The 26,200-nt window shown below is 39.6% G+C and carries 26 protein-coding genes; 3 read left to right on the plus strand and 23 right to left on the minus strand.

Features of this window, described 5'->3' with window-relative positions; all coding sequences use genetic code 11:
• Nucleotides 1-209 precede the first annotated feature (209 nt).
• The 17 genes from argH to PTQ34_RS01340 all read right to left on the minus strand — a co-directional run bounded on the left by argH (nt 210) and on the right by PTQ34_RS01340 (nt 18,279).
• Entirely contained in the window at nt 210-1,604 is a 1,395-nt protein-coding gene (gene argH, locus PTQ34_RS01260; protein WP_273931660.1) for an argininosuccinate lyase, read from the minus strand.
• Entirely contained in the window at nt 1,601-2,980 is a 1,380-nt protein-coding gene (locus tag PTQ34_RS01265) for a CAP domain-containing protein (protein ID WP_273931661.1), read from the minus strand. Before PTQ34_RS01265 ends, argH begins: the two co-directional genes overlap by 4 nt.
• Entirely contained in the window at nt 2,955-4,523 is a 1,569-nt protein-coding gene (gene pckA / locus PTQ34_RS01270) for a phosphoenolpyruvate carboxykinase (ATP) (RefSeq protein WP_273930917.1), read from the minus strand. Before pckA ends, PTQ34_RS01265 begins: the two co-directional genes overlap by 26 nt.
• Before the next feature lie 79 nt (nt 4,524-4,602).
• Entirely contained in the window at nt 4,603-5,211 is a 609-nt protein-coding gene (locus PTQ34_RS01275; protein WP_273931662.1) for a TlpA family protein disulfide reductase, read from the minus strand.
• A 75-nt stretch (nt 5,212-5,286) separates the two neighbouring features.
• The gene (smpB, locus tag PTQ34_RS01280; protein WP_273931663.1) at nt 5,287-5,745 is read right to left on the minus strand and encodes an SsrA-binding protein SmpB; all 459 of its coding nucleotides are present in this window, start codon (nt 5,743-5,745) and stop codon (nt 5,287-5,289) included.
• Nucleotides 5,742-6,512 carry a 4-(cytidine 5'-diphospho)-2-C-methyl-D-erythritol kinase gene (locus PTQ34_RS01285; protein ID WP_273931665.1) on the minus strand — a complete coding sequence of 257 codons (771 nt, stop codon included), beginning with the start codon at nt 6,510-6,512 and terminating at the stop codon, nt 5,742-5,744. Before PTQ34_RS01285 ends, smpB begins: the two co-directional genes overlap by 4 nt.
• The gene (gene csrA, locus PTQ34_RS01290; RefSeq protein ID WP_273930921.1) at nt 6,509-6,742 is read right to left on the minus strand and encodes a carbon storage regulator CsrA; all 234 of its coding nucleotides are present in this window, start codon (nt 6,740-6,742) and stop codon (nt 6,509-6,511) included. Before csrA ends, PTQ34_RS01285 begins: the two co-directional genes overlap by 4 nt.
• Nucleotides 6,726-7,556, minus strand: coding sequence for a pseudouridine synthase family protein (gene truB, locus PTQ34_RS01295; protein ID WP_273931871.1), 831 nt, complete (start codon nt 7,554-7,556; stop codon nt 6,726-6,728). Before truB ends, csrA begins: the two co-directional genes overlap by 17 nt.
• Nucleotides 7,557-7,738: 182 nt before the next feature.
• Complete coding sequence (locus PTQ34_RS01300) at nt 7,739-9,790, minus strand: ATP-dependent helicase (RefSeq protein ID WP_273931666.1); 2,052 nt, start codon at nt 9,788-9,790, stop codon at nt 7,739-7,741.
• 3 nt (nt 9,791-9,793) lie between these two features.
• Nucleotides 9,794-10,219 (minus strand): hypothetical protein, encoded by a 426-nt coding sequence (locus tag PTQ34_RS01305; RefSeq protein ID WP_273930923.1) that lies wholly within the window; start codon nt 10,217-10,219, stop codon nt 9,794-9,796.
• 141 nt (nt 10,220-10,360) lie between these two features.
• On the minus strand, nt 10,361-12,076 hold the full coding sequence (locus PTQ34_RS01310) for a M3 family oligoendopeptidase (RefSeq protein WP_273931667.1): 1,716 nt from the start codon (nt 12,074-12,076) through the stop codon (nt 10,361-10,363).
• 3 nt (nt 12,077-12,079) lie between these two features.
• Nucleotides 12,080-13,312, minus strand: a complete 1,233-nt coding sequence (gene sstT, locus PTQ34_RS01315; protein ID WP_273931668.1) for a serine/threonine transporter SstT — start codon at nt 13,310-13,312, stop codon at nt 12,080-12,082.
• A gap of 227 nt (nt 13,313-13,539) precedes the next feature.
• The gene (locus tag PTQ34_RS01320; RefSeq protein WP_273931669.1) at nt 13,540-14,595 is read right to left on the minus strand and encodes an isopenicillin N synthase family dioxygenase; all 1,056 of its coding nucleotides are present in this window, start codon (nt 14,593-14,595) and stop codon (nt 13,540-13,542) included.
• A 325-nt stretch (nt 14,596-14,920) separates the two neighbouring features.
• Entirely contained in the window at nt 14,921-15,823 is a 903-nt protein-coding gene (gene cysK / locus PTQ34_RS01325; RefSeq protein WP_273931670.1) for a cysteine synthase A, read from the minus strand.
• A 117-nt stretch (nt 15,824-15,940) separates the two neighbouring features.
• A complete protein-coding gene (locus tag PTQ34_RS01330; RefSeq protein WP_273931671.1) occupies nt 15,941-16,507 on the minus strand; it encodes a hypothetical protein in 567 nt (188 codons plus the stop codon).
• A gap of 87 nt (nt 16,508-16,594) precedes the next feature.
• Nucleotides 16,595-16,996 carry an RrF2 family transcriptional regulator gene (locus PTQ34_RS01335; RefSeq protein ID WP_273931672.1) on the minus strand — a complete coding sequence of 134 codons (402 nt, stop codon included), beginning with the start codon at nt 16,994-16,996 and terminating at the stop codon, nt 16,595-16,597.
• Nucleotides 16,993-18,279 carry an O-acetylhomoserine aminocarboxypropyltransferase/cysteine synthase family protein gene (locus PTQ34_RS01340; protein WP_273931673.1) on the minus strand — a complete coding sequence of 429 codons (1,287 nt, stop codon included), beginning with the start codon at nt 18,277-18,279 and terminating at the stop codon, nt 16,993-16,995. Before PTQ34_RS01340 ends, PTQ34_RS01335 begins: the two co-directional genes overlap by 4 nt.
• Before the next feature lie 212 nt (nt 18,280-18,491).
• Between PTQ34_RS01340 and PTQ34_RS01345 the strand changes: the two genes are divergently transcribed.
• From PTQ34_RS01345 to cysE, 3 genes are all read left to right on the plus strand, one after another.
• Complete coding sequence (locus tag PTQ34_RS01345) at nt 18,492-18,824, plus strand: hypothetical protein (protein WP_273931674.1); 333 nt, start codon at nt 18,492-18,494, stop codon at nt 18,822-18,824.
• On the plus strand, nt 18,802-19,500 hold the full coding sequence (locus PTQ34_RS01350; protein ID WP_273931675.1) for a response regulator transcription factor: 699 nt from the start codon (nt 18,802-18,804) through the stop codon (nt 19,498-19,500). Before PTQ34_RS01345 ends, PTQ34_RS01350 begins: the two co-directional genes overlap by 23 nt.
• 124 nt (nt 19,501-19,624) lie before the next feature.
• Nucleotides 19,625-20,311, plus strand: coding sequence for a serine O-acetyltransferase (cysE, locus tag PTQ34_RS01355; RefSeq protein WP_273931677.1), 687 nt, complete (start codon nt 19,625-19,627; stop codon nt 20,309-20,311).
• A 264-nt stretch (nt 20,312-20,575) separates the two neighbouring features.
• Here the strand turns inward: cysE and argJ are convergent, their stop codons facing one another.
• From argJ to PTQ34_RS01385, 6 genes are all read right to left on the minus strand, one after another.
• Nucleotides 20,576-21,835, minus strand: coding sequence for a bifunctional glutamate N-acetyltransferase/amino-acid acetyltransferase ArgJ (gene argJ, locus PTQ34_RS01360; protein WP_273931678.1), 1,260 nt, complete (start codon nt 21,833-21,835; stop codon nt 20,576-20,578).
• Nucleotides 21,828-22,946 carry a potassium channel family protein gene (locus tag PTQ34_RS01365; RefSeq protein WP_273930935.1) on the minus strand — a complete coding sequence of 373 codons (1,119 nt, stop codon included), beginning with the start codon at nt 22,944-22,946 and terminating at the stop codon, nt 21,828-21,830. The genes argJ and PTQ34_RS01365 overlap by 8 nt, the downstream gene beginning before the upstream one ends.
• A 24-nt stretch (nt 22,947-22,970) precedes the next feature.
• Entirely contained in the window at nt 22,971-23,168 is a 198-nt protein-coding gene (gene rpmB / locus PTQ34_RS01370; protein WP_273930936.1) for a 50S ribosomal protein L28, read from the minus strand.
• Nucleotides 23,169-23,277: 109 nt separating this feature from the next.
• Nucleotides 23,278-24,060, minus strand: a complete 783-nt coding sequence (gene thiD / locus PTQ34_RS01375) for a bifunctional hydroxymethylpyrimidine kinase/phosphomethylpyrimidine kinase (RefSeq protein ID WP_273931679.1) — start codon at nt 24,058-24,060, stop codon at nt 23,278-23,280.
• Nucleotides 24,057-24,698 carry a methionine ABC transporter permease gene (locus tag PTQ34_RS01380; protein WP_273931680.1) on the minus strand — a complete coding sequence of 214 codons (642 nt, stop codon included), beginning with the start codon at nt 24,696-24,698 and terminating at the stop codon, nt 24,057-24,059. Before PTQ34_RS01380 ends, thiD begins: the two co-directional genes overlap by 4 nt.
• A gap of 165 nt (nt 24,699-24,863) precedes the next feature.
• A complete protein-coding gene (locus PTQ34_RS01385) occupies nt 24,864-26,066 on the minus strand; it encodes an MBL fold metallo-hydrolase (protein ID WP_273931681.1) in 1,203 nt (400 codons plus the stop codon).
• Nucleotides 26,067-26,200 lie beyond the last annotated feature (134 nt).

The raw sequence follows: 26,200 nt of genomic DNA on the forward strand, positions 1-26,200 counted from the left end.
CCTCGCAATGACAAGAGCTCTAGAATTCGCTAGCAGAAATCCCCCAAAGGGGCTGGGGGATGACACAAAAAGCAAAGCCCTAGGATGACAAGTTTAAAGAATTCTAGAATTTCTAGGGAATTCTAAACTTGCGCTGTCCTTTGGGCTTTGCACCAGCGGTAGTAAAAAATAGCCGAAATTAAAAACCAGCCGATAAAAGTTAGAGAATTCTAGAATTCCCTAGCCCTTGCTAAAAAATCATTTATCAAAACAAGCTGCTTTTCTACACTCTCATTGCTAGTGCCGCCACTGCTTTTTCTGGCTTCTTTGCTAGCTTCTAGGCTAAGAGCAGACAAGGCCCCTTCATCAAAGCGCGGATCAACGCTTTTTAGCTCTTCTAAGCTAAGCTCGCTAAGGTCTTTGCCCCTGCTCTCAGCCAAAGCCACTAAGCGCCCTGTGATATTATGCGCTAGGCGAAAGGGCTCGTTATAAGTGCTGACTAAATAATCAGCAAGGTCAGTGGCGCTAAGATGCCCCATTTTACACGCTTTTAGCATATTTTCTTTGCGCCAAGTCGTGGTTTTTAGCATTTCACACAGTATCACAAGGCTGGTGCTAGCTGTGCGGACGCTATCAAAGACGCCTTCTTTATCTTCTTGCATATCTTTATTATACGCCATCGGCAGGCCCTTCATCACAGTTAGCAGGGCGATTAGATTGCCATAAACTCTGCCCGTTTTGCCACGAATCAGCTCGGCTACATCTGGGTTTTTTTTCTGCGGCATGATGGAGCTTCCGGTGCTAAAAGCATCACTAATGCTGATATAGCTAAACTCTTGGCTAGACCATAAAATCAGCTCTTCGCACAGCCTAGAAGCGTGAGTGAAAATTAAAGAAATGTTAAAAAGCAGCTCCAAAGCAAAATCTCTATCGCTTACGCTATCCATCGCATTTGGCGTAATGCCGCTAAATCCTAGCTCGCTAGCTACTAGCTCACGCCTTGTAGGATACGGCGTGCCAGCAAGTGCTGCGCTGCCAAGCGGACTAAGGTTGTTTCGCTCGTAGCTAGAAAGCAGCCTTTCATAATCACGCTTAAAGGCAAATGCGTAAGCCAAAAGATGAAAAGCAAGGCTGATAGGCTGGGCGTGCTGTAAGTGTGTAAAGCCCGGCATCAGCGTATCTTTGTGCTCACTTGCTATGCTAGCAAGGACAGAGATTAGCTCACGCACAAGGGCGGCTAGCTCTTTTGTGCGGTTTTGGCAATAAGCCCTAAAATCTAGTGCCACTTGGTCGTTGCGAGAACGAGCGGTGTGAAGGCGGCCGCCAAGCTCTTTGCCGATAATCTGGCTAAGCCTGCCTTCAACTGCCATATGAATGTCTTCTTGGCTCACGCTAAATGCAAACTCACCACGCTCAATCTCGCCTAAGACCTGATCTAAGCCAGCTCTTATCTTGGCTACATCATTAGCATCTAGAATTCCACACTCGCCAAGCATTTTTGCGTGTGCTTTTGAACCAGCGATGTCTTCTTTAAAGAGTTCTTTATCAAAGAAAATCGAAGCATTAAACTCCTCAAGTAGCTCGCTGCTAGCCTCGTTAAATCTGCCATCCCACATTTTTTTCATATTTTTGCCCTTTTTGCGATAAAAATAAATAAAATAATAGCTAAAATTAGCGCAAAAATCACTTTAAAATCTAGATTTTTTTCGCTTTTTATGAGAATTTTTATATTATGTGTTGTGCTTTTAAACTCTATCACATCGCCATAAGCCCCACTAGCACGCATTTTTAGCATGTTTATTCCAGTATCTTTTAGCTGCAAACTTGAGCCAAAAGGCAGGGTATAGCTATACTGGCTAAAGCTGTCATTACAATGCTTTGGCGCAAAAAATACTTCGTATTCTCTACCATCTTCAAGCTCAATTATATCGCCGTCATTTACTATGAAGTACGGAATTTGTGGCTCTTTGGTAGCAAAACTCCACGAAAGGCTTTTATTCTCGCCACCTTGCGTGTAAGTAGCTAGCACCTCATAACTAGCGCCAAAATCAAAAGGACTTAGCGAAAAAAGCGCAAACTGATTGCTAGTAAACCTTAGGTCGTTATCCCTGCTTAGTAAAAGCGTGTTTTCTAGCTCTTTTCCATTTTTAAAAAGTTTAAAACTTTTTAAAAAAATCTCTAAGTTTGGATTAAACTCCAAGCTAACAGGCGCAGATGTGATTTTACACTGGGGCAAGGGGTCAGGGTCTTCATCGCCAAAAACAGCCACGCTAGCAAAACTTTCATTTGGAAACATTAAAAAATCAGGCTTGCTAGGCTTGGTGGCTAGGTTGAAAGAAGTAGGACTTAGTGGCATTTTTGGATTTGCGCAAGCCCCTAGCACATACTGCTTGCCTATGCTCTCTCCACGCTCGCAAAGCTTTAAAAGAGCTGAGTTTGACATCTCATAAGTGTAAATATCGCCATCATCATAATAGCCAATCTCATCAAAGCTGTAATTTAAAAAGTTAAATCTATGATAAATTGCGCTTAAAAGCCCATCAATGCTGTCATTAAAGCTAGCGTGCTTAGCTGAGATATTCTCACTAACAAAGCTAGAATTAAGCCCAGCAAAAATCGCTCGCTCGCTAGGGTTTGCGCCTGTAAAATACTTGTTTTCTTTGCTTTCATCGTGGCTGATGATACCAAGGTTTGAAAGATACAAAGTGTGATTTTTAGCAGCTTCGCTAAGAATGGAGTTTTCTTTAAAAGGCACTAAGCCCACGCTCTTTCTAGCAAGGTTTAGATAATCAAGCCCAAAAGAGGTATAAAGCTCGATAGGAATTCTAGAATTTTGGCTAGGAATTCTAGAATTCCCAGCCAAATCTGTATCAAGAAAATTAGCTAAATTATTTGGGTCTTTTGGAAACTTTGTAGGCTCCAAGCTCTCTTTGCCAAGCTTAAAAAAAGCAAGGGTAAAAAGAGCTAAAATTATACTAAGACCTAGGACCAGCCGCAGCAATTTGCTCGCCCTCTGCTCCGTATCGTTTGAAGTTTTCTACGAACATTTTAGCTAGTTTGCTTCTAGCTTCTTTATACTCACTAGCATTTGCCCAAGTGTTAATTGGGTTTAAAAGCTTGGTTTCTACGCCTTCAAGGGCTTTTGGGATAGCTAGATTAAACTCATCAAAGTTCTCAAACTCGCATTTTGTAATTGAGCCATCAAGTATAGCATTAACACAAGCCCTAGTGGCCTTTATACTCATGCGTTTGCCCACGCCATAAGCACCGCCACTCCAGCCAGTATTTACTAGATATACATGCACGCCGTGTTTGTCGATTTTCTCACCTAGAAGTTTAGCATACACAGTTGGGTGCATAGGCATAAATGGCTCGCCAAAACAAGCTGAAAAAGTTGCTTCTGGCTCTTTTACTCCACGCTCTGTGCCAGCTACTTTTGCTGTGTAGCCGCTTAGAAAATAATACATTGCTTGTTCTTTGCTTAGCTTGCTAACTGGTGGCAATACACCAAAGGCATCTGCTGTTAAGAAAATGATATTTTTTGGATGACCTGCTTTTAGGCTTTTTTCGTGGTTTTCTATGTGTTCGATCGGATAGCTTACGCGGGTATTTTCAGTCTTGCTAGCATCGTTATAGTCTACTTTACCAGAGCCGTCAATTACTACATTTTCTAGCAAAGCATTTTTGCGAATTGCAGCGTAGATCTCAGGCTCGTTTTCTGCGCTTAGATTTATACATTTTGCGTAGCAGCCACCCTCAAAGTTAAACACGCCTTCATCGTCCCAGCCGTGCTCATCATCGCCGATTAAGGCGCGGTGTGGGTCAGTTGAGAGTGTAGTTTTTCCTGTGCCACTAAGTCCAAAAAACAGCGCAGTATCGCCGTCTTTGCCTACATTTGCTGAGCAGTGCATAGGAAGCTTGTTTTCAAGTGGCAGCCAGTAGTTCATCATAGAAAAAATTCCTTTTTTCATTTCGCCACCATACCAAGTGCCACCTATCACGCCTACATTTTCTTCTATATTAAATATTACGAAAACTTCGCTATTTAGCCCATCTTTTTGCCACTCATCATTTACGCATTTACAAGCGTTGTAGACAGTAAAATCAGGCTTGAAGTTTTCTAGTTCGCTCTCGCTTGGGCGGATAAACATATTTTTTACAAAATGCGCTTGCCAAGCAACTTCTGTGATAAAGCGAACAGCTCTTCTTGAGCTTTGAGAGCTACCAGCATAAGCGTCTTGGACATAAATATCTTTACCACTTAATTGTGCTTTTGCTTTTTTTAGAAGTTTGTCAAAAAGTTCTTTTGAGATTGGAAGATTGATTTTACCCCAAGCGATGTATTTTTTGCTTGGGTCTTGGTCTACGAAATATTTATCTTTTGGGCTACGACCTGTAAAAATGCCAGTATCTACGCTAAAAGTGCCATTTTCAGTGACCGTGCCTTCATTATTTGCTTTTTCGTGTTCAAAAAGCTCATCATAGCTAAGATTATGAAAAACCTTGCCAACGCCGTCAAGTCCTAAGCTTGCCGTATCTTTCATTTTTCTCACCTCTTTTTAAAATTTTTTTTGAAAGTGTAGTTAAATTTAAATGATTTTTAGCTTAAAAATTCGCAAAATTTTATTTTTTGCGAATTTTTTCTAAATCTTTTGCCACTAACTCGCTTGAAACCGCACCTAGATAATAAAGCGCCTCTTTACCGCCTCTCTCACCTAGATTGTCGCTTAAAAGCTCGTATTTACCGCCTTTTAGCACTACTTTAAAAGGCAGCGAGAGCGCACTATCATAGCCGATGTCAGCCAAAACTTGCGAGATTAAACGCTCGTTTTTCTCACCCTCGTTTGCGATGAAATAATAAGCATTAAAAGGCTTTATAAACTTTTCAATCACATCTTTATCGCTGATTTGCTCAAAGGTTATAAGCCCAATTAGCATGAAATCATCGTGATTTAGCTGATAATCCATAAGATGTGGTGCTTCTGCTTTACAAGGCGCACAAAAAGTGCCAAAGATATCTAGCATAACGATTTTATCGCTACCCTTTAACACAAAGCCTGTGCTAGTTCGCACCAAGCTTATGCTTGCGCCACTTACGCTTTTTAGGCTGATTTCCTCTCCGTCTTTAAAAGGTGCGTACTCGCCAAGGTTGTAGCTTTCGCTCTCATTTTTATCACAGCCTAAAAACACTAGCGCAAAAGCGCAAAGCAGTACTAAAAGCAGTTTTTTCATTTTTATCCTTTCTTAAAATTTAGAATTCCTAGGAATTCTTTCATTCTTTCTTAAAATCTAGAATTCCTAGGAATTCTAGATTCTCTTAAACTCAGCCAAAGCACGCTTAGCATCCATATTTGCTTGCTTTTCTTTTAGGGCTTCACGCTTATCATGTAGGTTTTTACCCTTTGCCAAAGCGATTTTTGCTTTTAGGCGGTTTTTTGAGTTTAAATACAGGCTAAGCACGACTAGCGTGTATCCATCGGTGCTTACAGAGCCTAAGAGCTTATCTATTTCTTTGCGGTGCATAAGCAGCTTTCTTGGTGCTTTTTCATCTGGGCGAAAGTGCGGATTTGTCGTATTTAATAGGCTTATATGACAGCCTAGCAAAAACAGCTCGCCTTTTATAATCCTCACAAAAGAATCTTTTAGATTGCCTCTGCCCATGCGTAGGCTTTTTATCTCAGAGCCTTTTAGCACCACGCCTGCTTCGTAGTCTTTGATGATAGTAAAGTCGTGATAGGCTTTTTTGTTTTGGACTAGAATTTTCATGCTATTACCTTAAACTTCGCTGAGCCAGACCCACTCAAAAACTCAGATTCTTTTATACTAAATCCTGCATAAATTGCTACAACAGGTGTTAGCAAATCATTTAGCTCAAAGTTTTCATAAGAGCTTAAAATCTCTTTGCTACTCATACTCTCAAGCCTTTTTGCTAGCTTTGTATCTTTGATAAAGCTTCCTTTTGCGTAGGCTTTATACACCTCAGGTGTGGAGCAAAAAATATTGCTTAGCACTATACCAAGGCGTGGCAAATCATCATCAAAGCTCTCTACAATCTGCCCAAAGCCACGCACATTAGCTGAACTTGCCTTGCTAGCAAAAAAGCTCACATCAGAGCCGATTTTTGCTGAAATACTCATCAAAAGCTCATCCTCAAAGCCTAAAATCTCTTGCATAAAAAGCAAAAAGCTAGCCACATCGCTGCTGCCCCCACCTAGTCCAGCACCACTTGGAATGCCTTTTAGCAAATGTATTTGCTTATCGCTAAAAAACCTAGCTAAAGCCTCTTTAAATCCAGCATTTTCAAGCTCTTTGTAAGCTTTAAAAATCAAATTATCAGCAATATCATTTGCATACATTAGCCCGCTAGCATCAATACGCTCTATTATGCTAAGTTCATCATAAAGTCCATGAAATCGCACAAAACGAGAGCTAAGCTCGTGGTAGCCGTCATTTGCTCCACCTTTTATACGATTTAATATTTTTAGAAAAATATTTAATTTTGCCGGTGCTTTAAAACTTGCGATTATATTCATTTTGACTCTGTTAGTTTTTTTATCATTTTTTTGATTATATTTGTGTTTTGGTGTGTGGCTTGTTCGTTTGATACCTTTATATCTTTTGTCAGCTCTGAGCGCAAAATTCGCACAAAACTAGGCGCAGATATGCCTATTTTAACATTTGCGCCATCTATTTCTAGTATGGTTACTTCTATATTTTCGTTAATTCTAATGCTTTGCTCTTTTTTTCTAGTTAAAATTAGCATTTTTTATACCATTTAGTTTATATGTTACTTGCCCGTTTAAAATCTCTATTATACTAAAAAATTTTTCAAATTTGATGAAATATTCGCCATTTTCTTTAATCTTAAAATCATCTACGCAAAGTTTTTTGCCAAGTTCAATATCACTTTGGCTTTTTTCATACCAGTTTTGCGCTATTTTTAGGTGTTTTAAAGGATCTAAGGCTTTTTCATTTTCATAAAAAAACTCTCCTTCGCTCTTTCGCTCCAAAGCACTCAAAGTCGCATTTATACCAAGTTTTTTGGCTAATAGCTCAGCCCAGCTTCTAGCATAAGAGCCTTTACTAAGTTCAAGTCGCACTAGCAAAAAAGGATGAGTATAGTGTAAAATCTCCGCACTAAAAACCTCCATTTGTTCAGCTTTTAGCTCAAAATCCACGCCACGCCTTGCTAGTTCATAGGCTCGCACGCCACCAACATGCTTTGCGCTGTATTTTGGCGGAGTGTAATCTAGAATTCCTTGTAGATTTTCTACATTTTTACTTAGAATTTCTAGCTCAAAAGGCTTTATAATATCAACTTTACTTATATTTTCATTATCCCCACTAGGACTAAAAGCCCCTAGCCAAATACAAGCCTCATAAACCTTAGGTTCCACCTCTAAATACTGAAATAGCCTTGTATAGCTGCCAAAAGCTACTAGCAAAACCCCACTAGCAAAGGGATCAAGCGTGCCTGAAAATCCGGCTTTTTTAACGCCGTATTTGCGCTTTAAGCGAGCTAAGAAATGATTGCTAGAAATGCCTGAGGGTTTTTTTGCTGCAAATAATTTATCTATTTTTCATCCTTTATTTTAAATTCAGCTGCGAAAACTAGAATTCCTAAAACTGGAATTCCTTAAACTAGAATTCCTTAAACTAGAATTCCCAAGCTGCTGTCACAAAGTCCAAAGGACAGCGCAAATCTAGAATTCCTAAAGCTAAAATCTAGAATTCCCTAGAGAAAGTTCTAGAATTCCCCCTAGACCTTTTCTACAAAGCCTGACATTATTTCCTTTACATTTCCGCCAAAGTTTATTTTTAGCTTAAAATCGCTTTTTATCTGCGTTACTTCTAGCACCCTGCCGATGCCAAAAATTTTATGCTTGATTAGATCGCCTCTGCGAAACTCTTTTGTGCTCTCTATGCGAAGTTTACCGCTTATTAGCCCAGCTTCGCTTAAAAAGCGTGAACGCTCTAAGTTTGATTTTTTACCTCTGTAAATGCGAAAGTTTGAGCTACTTAGCACCAGATCGCTTTTAGCTCTAGTGATTGCCACATAGCCTAGGCGGCGTTCTTCTTCTATGTCGCACTCATCGCTAATAAGTGGGAAAAATCCCTCTTCAAGCCCTATTATAAAAACATGTTCAAACTCTAATCCCTTGCTAGCATGCACACTCATAATGCTAATAGCATCCTCGCTTATGCGGTCTTGGTCGCTTTGAAGTGTGATGTCGTTTAAAAACTCTTCTAAGCTAAAATCAGGATTATTTTCTATTTTTTGGTTAATTGAGCCATAAAACTCATCAATGTTTAGCAGTCTATCATCGCCCTCTGGGCTTTGTTTGTAAAACTCTTTTAAGCCAAATTTATTTTCTAGTTCAAAAACAAGGTCTTTTGGCTCTACCTCTCTAAGCTCAGCTATATCACGTGCAAGCTCATTTAGCGCAGTAAAGACCTTTTTGCCAAGCAGCCCCTCATCCATGCGCAAAATCGCCTCATAAAGCGAGATTTTATTATTAAAAGCAAACTCGCTAAGCTTGTTAAATCCTACCTTGCCAAGCCCACGCTTAGGGCGGTTTATAATTCGCTCTAAGCTAAAATCATCATGCGGATTTAAAATTAAACGCAAATAGCTTATGATATCTTTTATCTCAGCTCTTTCGTAGAATTTTATTCCACCTACGATTTTATAAGGCACACCGTTTGCGATAAGTCCTTCTTCAAGCGCGCGGCTAAGGGCGTTTATGCGGTATAAAATCGCTATTTGCGTAGGGTGTTCTCCATCATTTATAAGCTTTGCTATGCGAGCTGAGATTATCTTTGCTTCGCTTTCTTCGTCGCTGTTTTGTAGGATTTCTATATCTTTATTATCTTTTTTTGTGCTTATTAGCTTTTTGCCTAGGCGGTTGCGGTTGTGGTCTATTAGCTCGTTTGCGGCATTTAGGATATTTGAGCTTGAGCGGTAGTTTTCTTCTAGACGCACTACCTTTACAGAGCTAAACTGGTCTTTGAAGTTTAGTATATTTTCTATTTTTGCGCCTCTCCAGCCATAGATGCTTTGGTCATCATCGCCTACTACTACTACATTTTCATGCGCCGCACAAAGTTTGCGAAGTAGTTTGTATTGAAGTTCGTTTGTGTCTTGATACTCATCTATTGTTATGTATTTGTAGCGGTTTGAGATTTGATTGCATAGACTAGGGTTTGAGTCTAGAATTCTATATGTTAAGCAAAGCAAATCATCAAAATCAACTAGATTATTTGCTACTAAATACTCTTCGTAGCTTTTGTAGGCTTTGGCGATTTTTTCGTAGTTTGCCCTGCCACCGATAAAAGCTGGTATGACAGAGCTAGAAATAATCTCTTCTGGGCTTAAAAGCATATTTTTATAGCGCGAGATTTCATTACTAACGATATTTGTAGCAATGCTACCTTCAAACTCTTTTATGATTTTTTTCTTATCGTCGATATCGATTATGACAAAGTTATTTGCCCTATTTAACTCTCTCATATATAGCTTTAAAAACAGCAGTCCAAACTTGTGAAAAGTACAAAGCAAAGGATTTGCTGATGGCTGCGAACTTCTAATTAGATTTAAAGCCCTTAGCTTCATCTCAGTAGCAGCTTTGTTTGTAAAAGTAAGCGTTAGCGTATTTAGTGGGTCTATACCAACCTCGCCGATAAGATAAGCAAGGCGAGTTGTGATAGTAAGCGTCTTGCCAGACCCTGCGCCTGCTAGGATCAGCATTGCGCCATCTATGTGCCTAGCAGCCTCACGCTGGGCGTCATTTAAGCTAGATAATATATCCATTTTCTACTTCTTAAAAAAATCTTTATTTTTTGGGTTTGCTTTGAAAATATTTTTGCTTTTTTCAGTCTCGCTGGGCTCTTCTGGCAAGGCAAAACTCACAAAAAACACAGCATTCCCAGAGCTTATTCGCATGATAGCACAAAGCGGGATTAGCACCATGCTCTCAAAATCATTTTCGCCAAAAGCAGCGTGAAAATGCAGCCCACTCTCACTTACATAAGCAGAACTAAGCGTATAACCCTCAAGCCCAAAAAGCACGGCATTTTTCTCAGGCAAAAGTCCCTTTGGCAAGGCTGGTTTAAACTCTATTTGCTCCACATCTGCTAGGATATCAAACTTTTGATTTTTAGCAATTAGCAAATGCAAAACTTCTTTTGCGTGCTTTTTCATTAAAGCATTAAAATCACCACTGGCTAAGAACTTTTGCATTTTTTCTCCTTTTAATATTTAGGAATTCTAGAATTCCATCTAGAATTCCCTAGAAAATTCTAGAATTCCATAGAAAATTCTAGAATTCCTTACAAAATTCTAAAATTCCATCTAGAATTCCCTAGAAAATTCTAGAATTCCCTATAAACTCTCAAACTCATCAACTAGCTTTTTAACCTCATTTATACCGATTTGCCAAAACTCGCTACTTTCAATATCAAAGCCAAACATAGCCACCATTTCTTTTGGGCTTTTGCTGCCACCAAGGCTTAGAAACTGCGTATAAATCTCTACAAAATTCTCGCATTTGCCACTTTTATAAAGTCCAAAAATCGCCAAAACCAAAAGCTGAGCGTAGCTATAAGCATAGCAATAAAACGGCGTATGAATAAAATGCGGTATATAACTCCACCAAAGCTCGTAATAATCATTTAGCTTTAAGCTATCGCCAAACATTTTTTCGCTCTCATTCATCCAAAGTTTGCTTATACTATCGCAGCTTAGCTCATCAGGTTCAGCATGTACAGCACGCTCAAAGGTAGTAAAGTTAATCTGTCTAAAGAGCGTAGCAAAAATATCTTCTATTTTAGCACCTAAAATCGCACGCTTTTCTTCATTAGAGCTAGCTGCATTTTTAATGCATTCAAAAACTAGCATTTCACAAAAAACCGATGCTGTCTCAGCCATCGTTAGTGGCGTGTGAGAGCCAAAATATCCAGCCTTATAGCTTAAAAACTGATGTATAGCATGACCAAACTCATGGGCTAGCGTGTAGACATCACGGCGTTTGTTTGTGAAATTTAGCAGCACAAAAGGATGTGTATCAGCAGAGGCACTATGACTAAAAGCCCCGCCCATTTTAAAATCAGCTGGCATAGCATCGCACCAGCCGTTATTTAGCCCAGTCTCAGCGATAGTAGCAAACTGCGGGTTAAAGTCTCTAAACGCAGCAAGCACAAGCTCTTTTGCCTCATCAAAGCTAAACTCGCCATCATCACTGCCAAGTGGCGCATAGCGGTCATAATCATACAGCTCTGAATATCCTAGAATTTCACGCTTTTTAGCATAGTAGCGGTGACTTAGCTCAAAGTTACTCTCACAAGCTTTAATTAGCGCATCCACGCTTTCTTTACTTACAGCATTGCTTATGTGTCTAGGACTCTCAGCACTCTCATAGCCACGAAGCTCGCAGTCATTTTTAAGATCAGTTTTTATGATATTAAAAATAAAACTTAGCAAATGCGAGTTTGCCTTTAGCCCTTCGCTTAGGCTAAGGGCTGCTGCTTTTCGCACTAGGCGGTCTTTATCACTTAGTTTTGAAAGTAGCTCTTCCTCTCCGATTTTTTCGCCCTTAAAATCAAACTTAATGCGTGCCATACTCTCATCAAATAGCCTAGAAAATGCGCTTGCTCCAGTATTTGCTGTGCGAAGTAGCACACGCTCTTCTGCTAGGCTTAGTTCGTATTTTTTACTCTCTATGCTACGCTCTAAAAAATATCTATACTGCTCACAATGCTCACAAAAGCTCTCTTGCTTTTGCCTTGGCAAAGCATTAAACTCAAGCATAAAAAATAGCAGTTTTTCATCTATTTTGGTATAAAACTCTTCAAACTTTGCTTGCAGGGCACCTTTTCTAGTATCTTTAGCAAAGCTTAAATGCGCCCAGCTCATCGCCTTTGAAGCACGCTCACTTATACTCTCATACTTTCTAAGAGCTTCTTCAAAATCATTATCGCTTAGAGCAAAAAGGTTATTTTTATACTCTTTTTCAAACCCCTCTGCCTCAGCTAATAAATTCACACAAAACTCGCTAGCTTGGCTTTCATTTTCAAAAAACTCAGTTAAATTCCATGTCATTTTCTAATCCTTTTTAATACTTTCATTTACAGCAGCTGTAAATAACACATCAGTAGAGCTATTTAGCGCGGTCTCAAAGCTATCTTGTATAACGCCGATGATATAGCCTATAGCCACCACTTGCATAGCAATGTCATTTGAGATACCAAAAAGCGAACAAGCAAGTGGAATAAGCATAAGCGAACCTCCAGCAATGCCACTAGCCCCACAAGCTGCAATTGCAGATACAAAGCAAAGCAAAAGCGCAGTACCAAAATCTACGCTAATGCCAAGAGTATGAACAGCAGCTAGTGAGAGCACTGCTATTGTGATAGCAGCTCCAGCCATATTCACAGTAGCACCAAGCGGTATGCTAACAGAATATAGCTTTTCATCTATATTAAGTTTTTTAGCAAGAGCGATATTTACAGGGATATTCGCAGCCGATGAGCGAGTAAAAAATGCTGTAATTGCGCTATTTTTGATACAAGAAAAAATCAGCGGATAAGGATTTTTCTTTATCATCACAAAGACAATAACCGCATTTACCACAAAAGCGACAAAAAGCATAGAAAGTACAAGCACTAAAATCAGCTTCAAATACCCGCCAAGAGTCTCAAAACCAGTCTGCGCCACGCTAGTAGCAACAAGACCGCAGATACCAAACGGAGCTAGGCGGATGACTAAATAAACTACTTTATTTATAGCCTCAGCAAGGTCTACTAGGACTGCTTTTGAGCTATTTGATGCGTGACGAAGTGCTATGCCAAGTCCCACTGCCCAAACTATAAGAGCGATGAAATTACCAGTAGCAAGAGCATTTACTGGGTTATCTACGGCTTTTTTGGCTAGATTTATTAGCACAGCCCCCACGCTAGCTGGCGCACTAGCGTTTGTTGCGGCGCCCTCAAGCACCAAGCTAGTAGGAAAAGCAAAACTAGCAAGAACCGCGCAAACACTTGCTAGCAAGGTGCCAACGATATATAAAACAATGATTTTTTTAAGCCCAGTAGAACTAGTAGAAGTAAAGTGCTTTGTAGCAATAGACTCACAAATCAGCACAAAAACCATAATAGGCGCAATAGCCTTTAAAGCTCCAACAAACAAGCTACCAAGCAGCTCTAAAATCACAGCAATGCTATCTATATGATAAAGATATAAAAAATACCCAAGCACTGCGCCTATAAGCACGCCTATAGCAATCTGGGCTACCAAGCTTCCATCGCCACTGCGAGATATCGCATTTGAGATTTTCATCTAGGATCCTTAAAATAAAAAAAAATTAGCAGATTATAGCAAAAAGGGCTAAAAGTAACTTTAAATGAAATCTTAATAATAAATATGCTCTAGAATATCGCTAAATGCCGGAATTCTAGAATTCCCAAGAAAAACCCTAGAATTCCTAAAATAAATTCTAGAATTCCCAAGATAAATTCTAGAATTCCTAGGCAAATTCACTTAGGAATTCTAGAATTTAAAAAACTTTACTCGCCTATACCTGCTTTTAGCGCTGATGCAGGATTTGTAGGGTCGTAGACATCAGCATAAAACTTCTGCGCCACTTCTTTGTGAGAGCGAAGGCGGTGTTTTAGATAGTTCCAGCCGATTGTTGGGATTAGTGGGTTGTGCGGGTCACGCTCCACGCCTCTCATTTTTTCTTTTAGCTGTGGTGGTAGCTCGTAGACTTCTAGCTTGTGATCTAGCTTTGAGCCCAAAAAAATCACGCAAGAAATACGCTCTTGCCCTTTTAGTGGGCTTTTTACCCTGTGGTTTGTCGCACGCAAATACCCATCAGTAGCAATCTCCAAAAACTCGCCTATATTTATCACAAAGGCAGCTTTTTTATACCCTACATCTATCCACTCGCCTTTTTTGGCCTCTACTTGAAGTCCGGCTATCTCATCTATCATTAAAAGTGTAAGAAAGCCATCGTCTTTATGCGCGCCTACGCCTTGTGTATCTGCGCTATACTCATCTCCAGCCTCGGCTCTGCCTGGATAGTGAATAAGCTTGCCATGCTCATAAAAATCATCACCAAAAAGCTCATCAAAAACCCCAGAACGCCCATAAAGCGCATTAGAAAAAGCATCAAGCAAAGTAAAGCCCATTTCATTTACCTTGCTTTGCCACTCATCAAAGGTTTTTTTAAGCTCTGCTGTTTCATCACTCCATTGATTTGGCCCATAAAGTCTCATAAATGCTGGCTCATCGCCTCTTGGCGGTTGGTCAAGCCCTAAATCAATCTCTTCTCGCCAGTCCTTTTGCCCTAGTGTGTACTCACCGCCCACTGCTGTATAGCCACGAAAATGCTTTGAGTTTTCAAGGGCGATTTTTTGTTTTACTTCAAGTGGCAAGCGGAAAAACTCTTTGCTTTGCGCTCTTAGTTTATCGCAAAGCTCCTCACTTATGCCATGTCCTACTAGATAAAAAAATCCTACCTCATGCGCTGCGTGAAGTAGCTTTTCATAAAATGCCGCCTTTGCCTCAGGCGTGCTAGCGTTTTTGTATTCGCTTAGATCTATTGCTGGTATTTCTTTCATTATTATCCTTTTGTGATGCGAGCTTGGAGCCTATTTTTAACTACCGCTAACGCAATTCTAGAATTCCCTAGGAATTCTAGAATTTCATAGAGAATTCCAAATTTTTGGGAATTCTAGAATTCCCTAGAGTTTTCTAGAATTCCCTAGAGAATTCTAGATTTTTAGGAATTCTAGAATTCCTTAAAAACGGCAATTCTAGTATCGTGGTGCTAGTATGACAAAAGGCAGCAAGCGCGCCGCAGGGATAGAATACGAAATTCATCTGGGGGCGCGCGTGGCTGGCTTTTTTTATAATAGTGCTGCGAGACGAATTGCCACACAAAATCTACTCAAAAATTCCTGTTGAGAAGTATCTAGTCCCAGTATCTGGCAGCACAGTTACTACTACCTTGCCCTGATTTTCATTTGCTATTTTACTAGCTACAAATACATTTGCCCCAGCTGAAATGCCTACTAATGCGCCCTCTGCGCTAGCTAGTTTTCTTGTAGTTGCGATAGCATCGTCGTTTGAGACTGTGCGAATCTCATCAATCACACCTCTATCAAGGTTTGCTGGGATGAAGTTTGCCCCTATTCCTTGTATAGCATGAGGTCCGGCTTTGCCTTGTGTTAGAAGCGGGCTAGCCTCAGGCTCGACTGCTATGATTTTTACATTTGGGTTATGCTCTTTTAGCGCTTTGCCCACACCAGATATCGTCCCACCAGTGCCAAAGCCAGCTACGAAAAAGTCTATTTTGCCATCAGTTTGCTCTAAAATTTCCTTTGCTGTTGTCTCATAATGAACCTTAGGGTTTGAAGCATTATCAAACTGGCTTGGAATAAAGCTATTTGCTAGGTTTTTAGCCAGTTCATTTGCTTTATCCACAGCACCTTTCATACCTAGACTTGGCTCAGTTAGTTCAAGCTGCGCACCATATGCTTTTAATATAAGTTGCCTTTCTTTACTCATAGAAGCCGGCATGGTAAAAATCGCTTTTAGCCCCAAAGCTGCGCAAACCATAGCAAGTCCCACGCCAGTATTTCCGCTAGTTGGTTCGATAATTACGCTTTGGTTAGTGATTTTGCCACTATCAAAGGCGTCTTTTATCATCGCATAAGCAATGCGGTCTTTTACTGAGTGACCTGGATTTACAAACTCAGCCTTTGCTAGTATTTCTCCACCAAAACTATTGATTTTAAGCAGCGGCGTGCCACCTATCATCTCAGTTATATTTTTTGCTATTTTCATTTTTTTCCTTTGTATTAAATTTTAGAATTTAGCCTAAAAATTTCTTTTAAATTCTAGAATTTATCTTTTTTAAATTCTAGAATTTATTCAAAAAGCCTTTTGCTTTGCTAGCCAACTCTAAATTGAAACTTGTTTGACATTTAGTCTCCTTTTATTAAATTTTGTTTTTAAAAATAAAAATATAAATAAAGAAAAAATATAAGAAAACATTATATAATAAACACTGATTTGTTCTAAGAAAATAAAAGGCGAAAACAAAAACAAACTAACAAAGAAATAATAAATCGCGCTTAAAAATATATAAAAAATATTTTCTGCCACATAATCAAGGCTAAAAAGAGTATAAGCATTAAAAAAAGATATTATAAAATAAAAGATAATTAAATAAATTACAATATTTTTAACAGTAGTATTTAGTTTTTTATCATAAAATCTAATGCTAAATAAAAAGAAAAATATAAATAATAAAATAACTATTAAAGCCGCACTAATAACAACACCGCCAGTAGCTACAAAAGGCTCATTTTTAGTAAAAAATAAAAAATCAGTAATTTTACCAACAAATAAGAACCAAATTCCTACTTTTTGAGCAAAAATAAAACTGAAAGAATTTACAAAAGAACAAAACGCAAAAAATATAATAAAAGCAAAGATTATAATATTAATTTTGTTTAAAATTAGCATTATTTTCCTTTTTTTAAATTCCAATTTTATTTAAAAATTTTAGAATTCTAAAACAATCTAGAATTCTAAAATTTCACTTAAACGCTCTTAAATTGTGTAATTTAAATATTTATCTGCGTTTTTGTTAAACTCGCTTAAAGGCTTAGAAAAAAGCTTTTTAAGCTCTTTATCAAGCGTGCCAAAAAGCTCTTTATACTCACCCTCAATGTCTTTGGCAAAAAAGCCAAAGTCATTTTCAAGCGTATCTAAAACCTCGCCAAAGCTGATTTCGCTCAGGCTTTTGCTTAGATAGTATCCGCCTTTCATACCTTTTACCGCGCTTATTATCTCTGCTTTTTTTAAAGCGTTTAAAATCTGCTCTAAATAATTACGAGAAACGCCGATATTTGCTGAAATCGCATTTATAGATACAGGATGCTCACTAGTGCCTTTTGAGACCTCAAAAACAGCCATCAGCCCATAAGCACCCTTTGTGGTAATCAAACTCACGCAAGTGCCTTTTTTAGATCTTCTATCAAATCATCTGCGTTTTCTAGTCCCACGCTTAGGCGGATTAGCCCAGCGCTAATACCTGCTTTTAGCTGCTCATCTTTGCTTAGCTGAGCGTGAGTAGTAGAGGCTGGGTGTGTGATGATGCTCTTGCTATCGCCTATATTTACCATTACTCTAAAAATCTTCGTGCCATTTGCTACTTTTAGCGCAGTCTGCTCATCAGCCACTTCAAAAGCCAAAAGTCCACTAGCAAGCCCTTCGGTAAAATTTGCTTTAACTCGCTCGTAGTTTGGCGAGCTTTTTAGCCCTGGGTAGTTTACACTTTTTACCTTTGGATGACTTTCTAAAAACTGCGCTATTTTTAGAGCACTTGCGCTTATTGCTCTCATACGCACATTTAGGGTTTCTAGCCCTGCTATTAGCTGCCAAGCATTAAAGGCTGAAAGAGCTGCACCGATATCACGGAGCAAAATAGTCTTAATGCGAAGCGTGAATAAATCAAAATCATCAGGCAAAGAAGCATATACAAGTCCGTGGTAGTTTGCCTCTGGTTCGTTAAAATAAGCATATCTAGAATTCCCTCTTAGCTTAGCATTTAGCTTAGCATTTGTTGCAATTAGGCCGCCTAGCACGCTACCATTGCCACTTATATACTTTGTTGCACTATGCACGCTCACATCTGCGCCATGCTTTAAAGGCTGATAAAGAGCTGGGCTAGCAACTGTGTTATCTACTATGCTCACAACGCCGTGTTTGTCAGCGATTTTTGCGATTTTATCAGTATCGGCTACGGCAATTTGTGGATTTGAGAGACTCTCAAAAAATATAGCCTTTGTCTTATCATCTATTAAGCCTTCTAAATCATCGGCATTATCGCTATCAAAGGTCTTTGTGCTTATGCCAAAGTTTTTTAGAGTATTATGTAATAAAGCAGCTGAGCCGCCGTAGATTTTTTTAGCTACGATTATATTATCGCCTGCGCCTGCTAGGTTTGCGATAGCATTAAAAATAGCAGCCGAGCCAGAAGCAGCGCTAATGCCGCCCTTGCCTCCCTCAACGGCTGCTATTCTAGCTTCTAGCACATCAACAGTAGGGTTTGTAATGCGAGAGTAAATCGCACCTAGTTCTTGTAAGGCAAAGAGCCTAGCACCACGCTCGCTAGTTCCAAAGTCATAAGCGTTTGTAAGGTATAATGGGACATTAACTGAACCATAGGTCTCTTTTGACGAGTCATAGCCGTAGTGAGTGGCTAGAGTTTCTTGATGAAGATTATTTGACATTTTTTACTCCTTTTTTGTTTTCGCCCAGAATTGTAGCAAAAAATTTTATAATTGTCAAGTATTTTGCTATAATTTTTTAATTATTATATATTCGTGTTTTTATTAAATATATATATTATAACTATATATTATTTGCTAAATTTTTTCTAAGGAATTCTAGAATTTTTGTGCTTTGTTTTTAAAAACAGCTCAATTTTTGCTAAAATTATGCCATGCAAAATGAGAAATTTATACGAGTTCGCTATTTGCGCTGTCTAGAAAAGTTTGCTACAAATGTGATAAAAGCATTAAAGCGTGATGATTTTGACGCGCAAAAATTTAGCGCAATGGTAGCAAAAAACGAGGAACTACTAAATCGCTGCGAGAAAGCCACGCTCTATGATAGCTACCCAAGGGCCTTGCAAACTTTTGTAGAGCAGTGCATGGCGCAAAAGGGCGCTAGTAGCGCAAAAAACGAGCTTTTGCGCTTAGCAAATGCGCTTGAAAAGTTTAAAAAAGCAAGAGAGTATAAAAGGAATAAAAATGATAAAAATTTTGATGATTGAAGATGATTTAGAATTAGCTGAGATTTTAAGCGAGTTTTTAGAGCAGTTTGAGATGAGCGTAAAGACCTGCGCTGAGCCTTTTTTGGGGCTTAGCGAACTTGAGATAAATAAATACGACTTGGTGATTTTAGACCTTTCTTTGCCAGGCCTAGATGGGCTTGAGGTCTGTAAAGAAATCCGCAAAAAGCACGATGTGCCAATCATCATCTCAAGCGCACGCCACGATTTAAATGATAAGGTAAATGCTTTTGAGCTTGGGGCTGATGATTATTTGCCAAAGCCTTATGAGCCAAAAGAGCTAGTAGTTCGCATAAAAAGCCATTTGCGCCGCACAAATGCTAGCTTTGCGTCTAGTGCGCAAGAGAGCAAAACTACTAGCACAGATACCCAAAAAGACATAGTCTGCGATGATTTTGCCCATCAAATTACCTTTAAAGGCGAGCCACTAAATCTCACCATCGCCGAGTATGATATCCTGCGCTACATGCTAAAAAAACAGGGCGGAGCCATAAGCAGAGAAGAGTTCATCTGGGGTTGTGAGAGCATAAACGATACTAGCACAAACAAAAGCATAGATGTGATTATTGGTCGCATTCGTGCTAAGCTTGGCGAAGACCCCAAAAACCCACGCTACATCCACGCAATCCGTGGCGTAGGCTACAAGTTAGAGCAATAAAGAAATCTAGAATTCCCTAGCTAAAATCACTCTAGAATTCCCTAGAAATAACAAGTTCTAGAATTCTTATAAAAAGTTAAAATATTTATGCTAAAATCTGCGCCAAAAATCATAAGAAAATAAAATGAGTATTTTTAGTCTAATCAAAGAAGATCTATCCCAACCAAAGCTTAAAGACCCTGCTTACAATGGCTTTTGCGATGTGATTTTTAACTACCCTGGCACCTGGGCTGTGGCAAACCACCGCATAGCTCACGCCCTGTGGAACAAAGGCTTTAAGTGCCTAGCACGCATAATAGCTGGCATCTCAAACGCTCTTACTAGAGTAGATCTGCACCCAGCAGCCCAGCTTGGCAGGCGAGTTTTTATAGACCACGCGACAGGCGTGGTTATCGGCGAGACTGCTATTATCGGCGATGATTGTCTTATTTATCAAGGCGTGACTCTTGGTGGTGTGAGCCTAGAGAAAACCAAACGCCACCCTACTTTGCGTGAGGGCGTGGTCGTGGGTGCTGGTGCAAAGATACTAGGCAACATCACCATCGGCAAAGGCTGTAAAATCGGCGCAAACGCCGTGGTAACAAAGCCTATGGATGATTTTTGTACCGCTGTGGGAAACCCAGCTCGCATCATCAGCAAATGCGATGCTCCACTAAACAAACTGCCTGATATAGAAAAAAAGCTGTTTTTATATCTCTTGCAGCGGCTAAACAAGCTTGAAAACGGACTTTGCGGACTAGGCGCAAAAACCGAACGCACAGAGCTTGAAAAAGAATTTGAAAACTTTTTAAAATCACTAGAAAAAGAGTAGGAATTCTAGATTTTAGCTCTAGGAATTCTAGAATTTTTGGTTTAGGAATTCTAGTTTTGCTTAGGAATTCTAGAATTCTTGGTTTTGGAATTCTAGATTTCAGTTCTAGGAATTCTAGATTTTTATTATAGGAATTCTAGATTTTCTTTGGGGTGCGGGGTATTCCTTTTTTTAGGAATTCTAGTTTTTAGTTCTAGAATTCTAGAATTCTTAGTTTAGGAATTCTAGATTTTTTTGGGAATTCTAGAATTCCTAGCTTTTTGCTTATGAGCGGTAATCAGCATTTATGCTTACATACTCATGACCCAAATCACAGCCATAAGCACTGTAAGCACCATCACCAAGCCCAAGGTCGCAGATGATGCGGTAGCTATCTTTTTTCATCACAGCATGCGCTGCGCTCTCTCTTGCATCATCTAACTCTCTATGGTCTTTGTCGTAAAGCAGCACTTCATCGCAGTAGATCGTAAGCGAGTTTTCATCGCACATGGCGCCACTTGCGCCTATGGTGCTAGCGATTCGCCCCCAGTTTGGGTCGCAGCCAAAAAGAGCGGTTTTTACCAAAAGTGAGTTTGAAAGAGCCTTTGCGGCATGCTCGGCGTCTTTGTCATTTGCCGCCCCACGCACTTCAAAGGCTACTACTTTCGTGCTTCCCTCGCCATCTTTCACTAGATTTAGAGCCATTTCTAGCGTGATTTTATTTAACGCAAAGGCAAAGGCCTCTTTATCATACGCCCCACTTGCGCCTGAGCTTAGCAACATTACAGTATCGTTCGTGCTAGTATCGCCGTCTACGCTAATAGCATTAAAGCTTGCATTTATGGCGCTATCAAGTAGCTCATGAGCATCGCTTGCTGGCACATCAGCATCTGTTAGGATAAAGCAAAGCATGGTGGCTAGGCTTGGATTTATCATGCCAGCACCTTTACAAATACACGCTATATTAAAGCTCCCCCTGTTTTCTAGCTCCACTTTTAGCGCAATTTCTTTTTTAAAGCGGTCTGTGGTCATGATTGAGTGCGCTACATCATCGCTATTTCTAGCATTTAGATCAAAGTTTGCAGCAGCTTTTAAAATCTTTTCTTTTGGCAGGCGGTAGCCAATCACGCCTGTGCTACTCATCAAAGGATTTACTAGCTCAAAATTAGCAAAGTTTGGTAGGCTTTTTAAGCTAGCAAAAATCTCATTTATATCGCTTATACCAGCCTCGCCAGTCATTGCGTTAGCGTTTTTTGAGTTTAGTAAGATAAAGTTTGTTTTAAGCTCTTTGCCTTTTAGTTCTGCGCTTGTTAAGTTTTTGCCGTTTTTAGCATTTTCATCAAAGCCAAAGGTGCGGTAAAAATGCCTTAAAGGTGCTGCTTTAAAGCGGTTTGAGGTAAAGCGAGCAAAAAGACTAGCTGGCTTATGAGCTTTTATAAAGCCAAGGTCGTTGCTGCCGTCTTTTTTTAGCCCCATACTAACGCCGCCAAAGCTAAATCCAGCCACATTTTCTAAGCCATTTTTAAGGCTAAGAACATTAAACATATCTATACTCCTCAGGTTTGTGTTTGCTATAAATTAGGCGTTTTGCCGCTCGTATGCTCTCAGCCGTGCCGATTACAAGCAGACGAGAGCCAGTGCCAATTAGCGTATCGCCATTTGGCATAGGTAAGAATTTATTATTTTGGTCTCTAAGCCCTACTATATCAGTATTTACGATGGTTCGCAAATGTGTTTCTTTTATACGTTTAAAGCGCAGCCAGCTGTAATCAGGCACCTTAATCTCCTCAATATCAAGGGCTGTATTTTTATCATATACAAACTTTTCAAGCATATTTTCCATATCAGGTCTAGCTGAAATCGCATTTAGGCGTTGGGCTACTAGCTTTGTGGCGCTTACGATGCTGTTTGCGCCTAGCTTGATGAGCTTTTCTGCCTCTCCATCGCTATTTGCGCTAGTCGTGATGAAATACGGCACCCTGCCAAGCTCTTTTTCAAAAAGCCTAGCAGATGTTACCATTGCGATATTATCTGCTATATTATCGCTTAGGCTGATTAAACCTTTTGCGCTTGAGAGATGGCTTTTTAGCATAGCTGTTTGCGTGTGAGGTTCTGCGATTATGTAGTATGGATATTTGTGCTTTGCAGCTAACTCGCCAAGCTGTGGGTTAGCATCAACTACTACAAAAGGCACATGATTTTCTCTAAATTGCTTTGCTAATTCTATTGTATAGACATTGTGATAGCAGATTATAAAGTGATTTTTAAGACTTGCGATTTTATAAAGCATACTTCGCTCCTCTAGAATTCTAGTTAAAGTGCCTTTTTTTAGCACCTCGATAACAAGACCCATAGAAAAGGTAAAAACCAAAAATCCAGTAAAAATGAAAAGAATAGTAAAAAGTCTGCCAAAGGTGGAGATTTTGTTTACTTCAGTAAAACCAACCGTGGTAAAGGTCATACCTGCTTGATAAAGAGCATCAATAAGGGAGAAGTTATCAATAAGCATATAGCCTAATGTACCTACAATGGTCATCAGGACTATAAAAATAAGCGGCAAGCGAAAAGGCTTTAGCTGCTCGTAAAGCTCACCGCTAAGGTCGTATTCAGGGCTGCTGATATGCCATTTTAAAAATTTTGCAAGTTTTGCAAACATATCAGGCTCTTTGGGTGAAGATTGTTATTTCGCGTTTTGAAGCTTTTTCATAGTGCGAAGTGTGCTAGCAGCTACACGGATTCTTCTTGTAGTGCCATCTTCTAGTGTTACGCGAACTGAGCGTAGATTTGGCATAAAGCGACGTTTTGTGCGGTTGTTAGCGTGGCTTACATTATTTCCTACCATTGGGCCTTTGCCTGTGATTGCGCATACTTTTGACATCGTAAAATCCTTGAAATAAAATAAAGCTGTGATTTTAGCAAAAATTGCTTAAAAATCGCTAAAAATCTAGGGAATTCTAGAATTTTTTATAAATTTAAATCTAGAATTTCTATATCAGCTTTGGGATATTAAAATAATGATCGATTGCGCCGCAGCCCTGCCCTATTTGCTCGCTCCAGCCAATAGCTTTTGAGATAAAGTCTTTTGCGTGAGCTACTGAGCTTTTTAGCCCCAGCCCAGCAGCCAAAGCACAAGCAAGAGCCGCACTTAGCGTACATCCCGTGCCATGAGTGTTTTTTGTAGCAATTAGCTCGCCTTTAAACTCGCTAAAGCTCTGCCCATCCCACAAAATATCAGTAGCATTTAAATGACCACCTTTTACTAGCACAGCAGTCCCGCAACGCTCATATATAGCCTTTGCAGCGTCTTTTTGCGTAGCGATATCTCGCACCTGAAATCCAGATAAAACACTAGCCTCAGCAGCATTTGGCGTAATAACACTACTTAGCTCAAAAAGCCCCCAAAGCGCAGCAATAGCGTCATCTTCAAGTAGTTTTGCCCCACTTGTAGCTATCATAACTGTATCGCAAACTACATTTTTTGCATTATTTTCTAGCAGAGCCTTTCTCACCGCTTCTATGATCCCAGCGTTAAAAAGCATGCCGATTTTAAGAGCGTCTGGGACAATATCATCAAAAACAGCCTTTATCTGCGCAAAAACAAAATCCCCACTTACAGCACTCACAGCGCTTACGCCTTTTGTATTTTGCGCTGTTAGGGCTGTAATTGCGCTCATAGCATACATTTTGTGAGCTGTGATGGTCTTTATATCAGCTTGTACTCCAGCCCCACCACTGCTATCTGATCCTGCGATTGTAAGTATTTTTTTCATTTTTTTAGCCTTTTATAAGCAAAGTCGCCTAGCATCTGTATAAGCTGAACCATGACAATGAGAATAATCACCGTATAAATCATAATATCAGGACGAAAACGCTGATAGCCATACCTAACCGCCACATCGCCAAGCCCGCCGCCGCCAACTGTGCCAGCCATAGCCGAAAAGCCGATGATGACGATGAGCGTAAGCGTAAGAGCGTTTATGATAGCAGGCAGGGCTTCTGGGATTAGCACACGAAAGACGATTTGCGTCCTACTAGCCCCAAAGCTTCTGGCTGCTTCGATCACGCTTTTATCTACCTCTAGCATGGCTGCTTCAAGCAATCTTGCGATGAAGGGAGCTGAGCCTATGGTAAGTGGCACAATAGCAGCTGTGGTGCCTATGCTAGTGCCTACGATGAGCTTTGTTAGCGGAAAAAGCACTATCATAAGGATAATAAAAGGAAAAGAGCGAAAGGCATTTACAATAGCGCCAAGCACTCTGTAAAACTGCGGCATAGGCGCAAGCCCACCGCTTCTAGTAAGCACTAGCAAAATCGCTAGAGCCATACCAAAAATAAGTGCCAAAAAAGTAGAAAGCAAACTCATATAAAGCGTTTCTAAAGTAGCCTTTATTAGCAAATCTCTTATCATTTATTTTCCTATTTTCTTTTCTTTTATGTATTCTTTGATTTCTTCATCATCTAAAATTTTATCAAACTACGCCTTATAAGCTCGTATTTAAACGCATTATAGCTTGTTTTTTATTTTCAAGCACTATTTTTGTGGCTTCAAAGCTCAGATCTCTGCTAGATTTGCTCACTTTTGCACCTTTGGAGCGCTAGATTTTTGGCTAGATTTGCCTGCTGCTTCTTTGTTAGCTTCCTCGCTTTTAGCTAGTCTTGGGCAAATACTTTTGATATAGAGCTCAGTATCTAAAAAATCTTGCCTGCTTAGGGTTTTGATTTTTTCTTGCATTATTTCTGTCATATTGTAGCGGTTGCGAGTACCTTTTTTGTAGTGCCAAGCATAATCAGCAATAGTATCTACATCACATAGATTTGGCACGACGCCTGCGTATTTGACATCAGCCTTTGAGCCGTGGCAGGCAGCGCAGATATTGTTATATAGCTCTTTGCCGTTACTTAGCCCTACTTCATTTGAGTGTGCTTTCAAAAGCCCTATATACTCTGATTGTATCAAGTTAGCCATGATTTTTGCTGAGTTTTCATCAAATTTCACTCTTTTTGAATACGGCATATGAGTGCCGATAAAATTAGTTTTATGCGCTTTTAGAGCGTTTATTACTTTCTTGCGGGCTTCGATTGCATCTGCTTTATTGTGATCCCAGACAACGGCAACTACTGGCGCTGCTGCTTGAAGCTCATAAGCGTGAAAAATATCAGCCACGAACAAAAACTTCGCACTAGCAAAAAGCTCAGCCTCGTTAGTCCCACTAGCACCAAAGGCTATCACGCTATGACCTGGAGTGTGTCCATAAGCTGCGATAGCATAAATCCCAGAGCCATTTATAAGCTCAGTATTTGGCGCAAAGGTTTTGATATTTAGCCCCTCTGTGCTACTTTTTTCTTCCCAAAAGCTAAGTTCTTTTTCATTTACTAGGATTTGCGCGTTTGGTAGGGCTTTTACTCCGCCGATGTGATCTTGGTGAGCGTGCGTGATGATGACATGGGTGATTTGCTCTGGTGTTAGTGCTCTTGCGTTTAGGGCTGTTTTTAGCTCATCTATTGTCTTTTCATAGCCAGTATCGATAAGTGCTACAAAGTCCTTGCCGCTAGCTAAGATGATATTGTGCTCGTTGATTGCCTCTTTTTGGCCATATAAAGTGAGTGCGGCTAGCTCGTTTGGCGTGCTTTGGGGGATTATATTTTTTAAATTTACTTTATTTTGTTTCAGGCTTATAATGTCGATTTTTACAGGGTTTGTGGCATTTAGCTCAAAGCTCTCATCACCAAAAAGCACTGAGATTAACAAGGCAGCGCAAAAAAATAGTTTTTTCATTTTTCATCCTTTTTTGTAAAAATTTTAGAATTCTTGCAAGATTTTAAAACAAATTTTTAAATAAAAGTCTTTTTGCTGAAAATCTAGAATTCCTAAAATAAAGAATTCTAGAATTCCTAAGAAATTTTGCTAGG

Source organism: Campylobacter magnus (assembly GCF_028649595.1).
GTDB lineage: Bacteria > Campylobacterota > Campylobacteria > Campylobacterales > Campylobacteraceae > Campylobacter > Campylobacter magnus.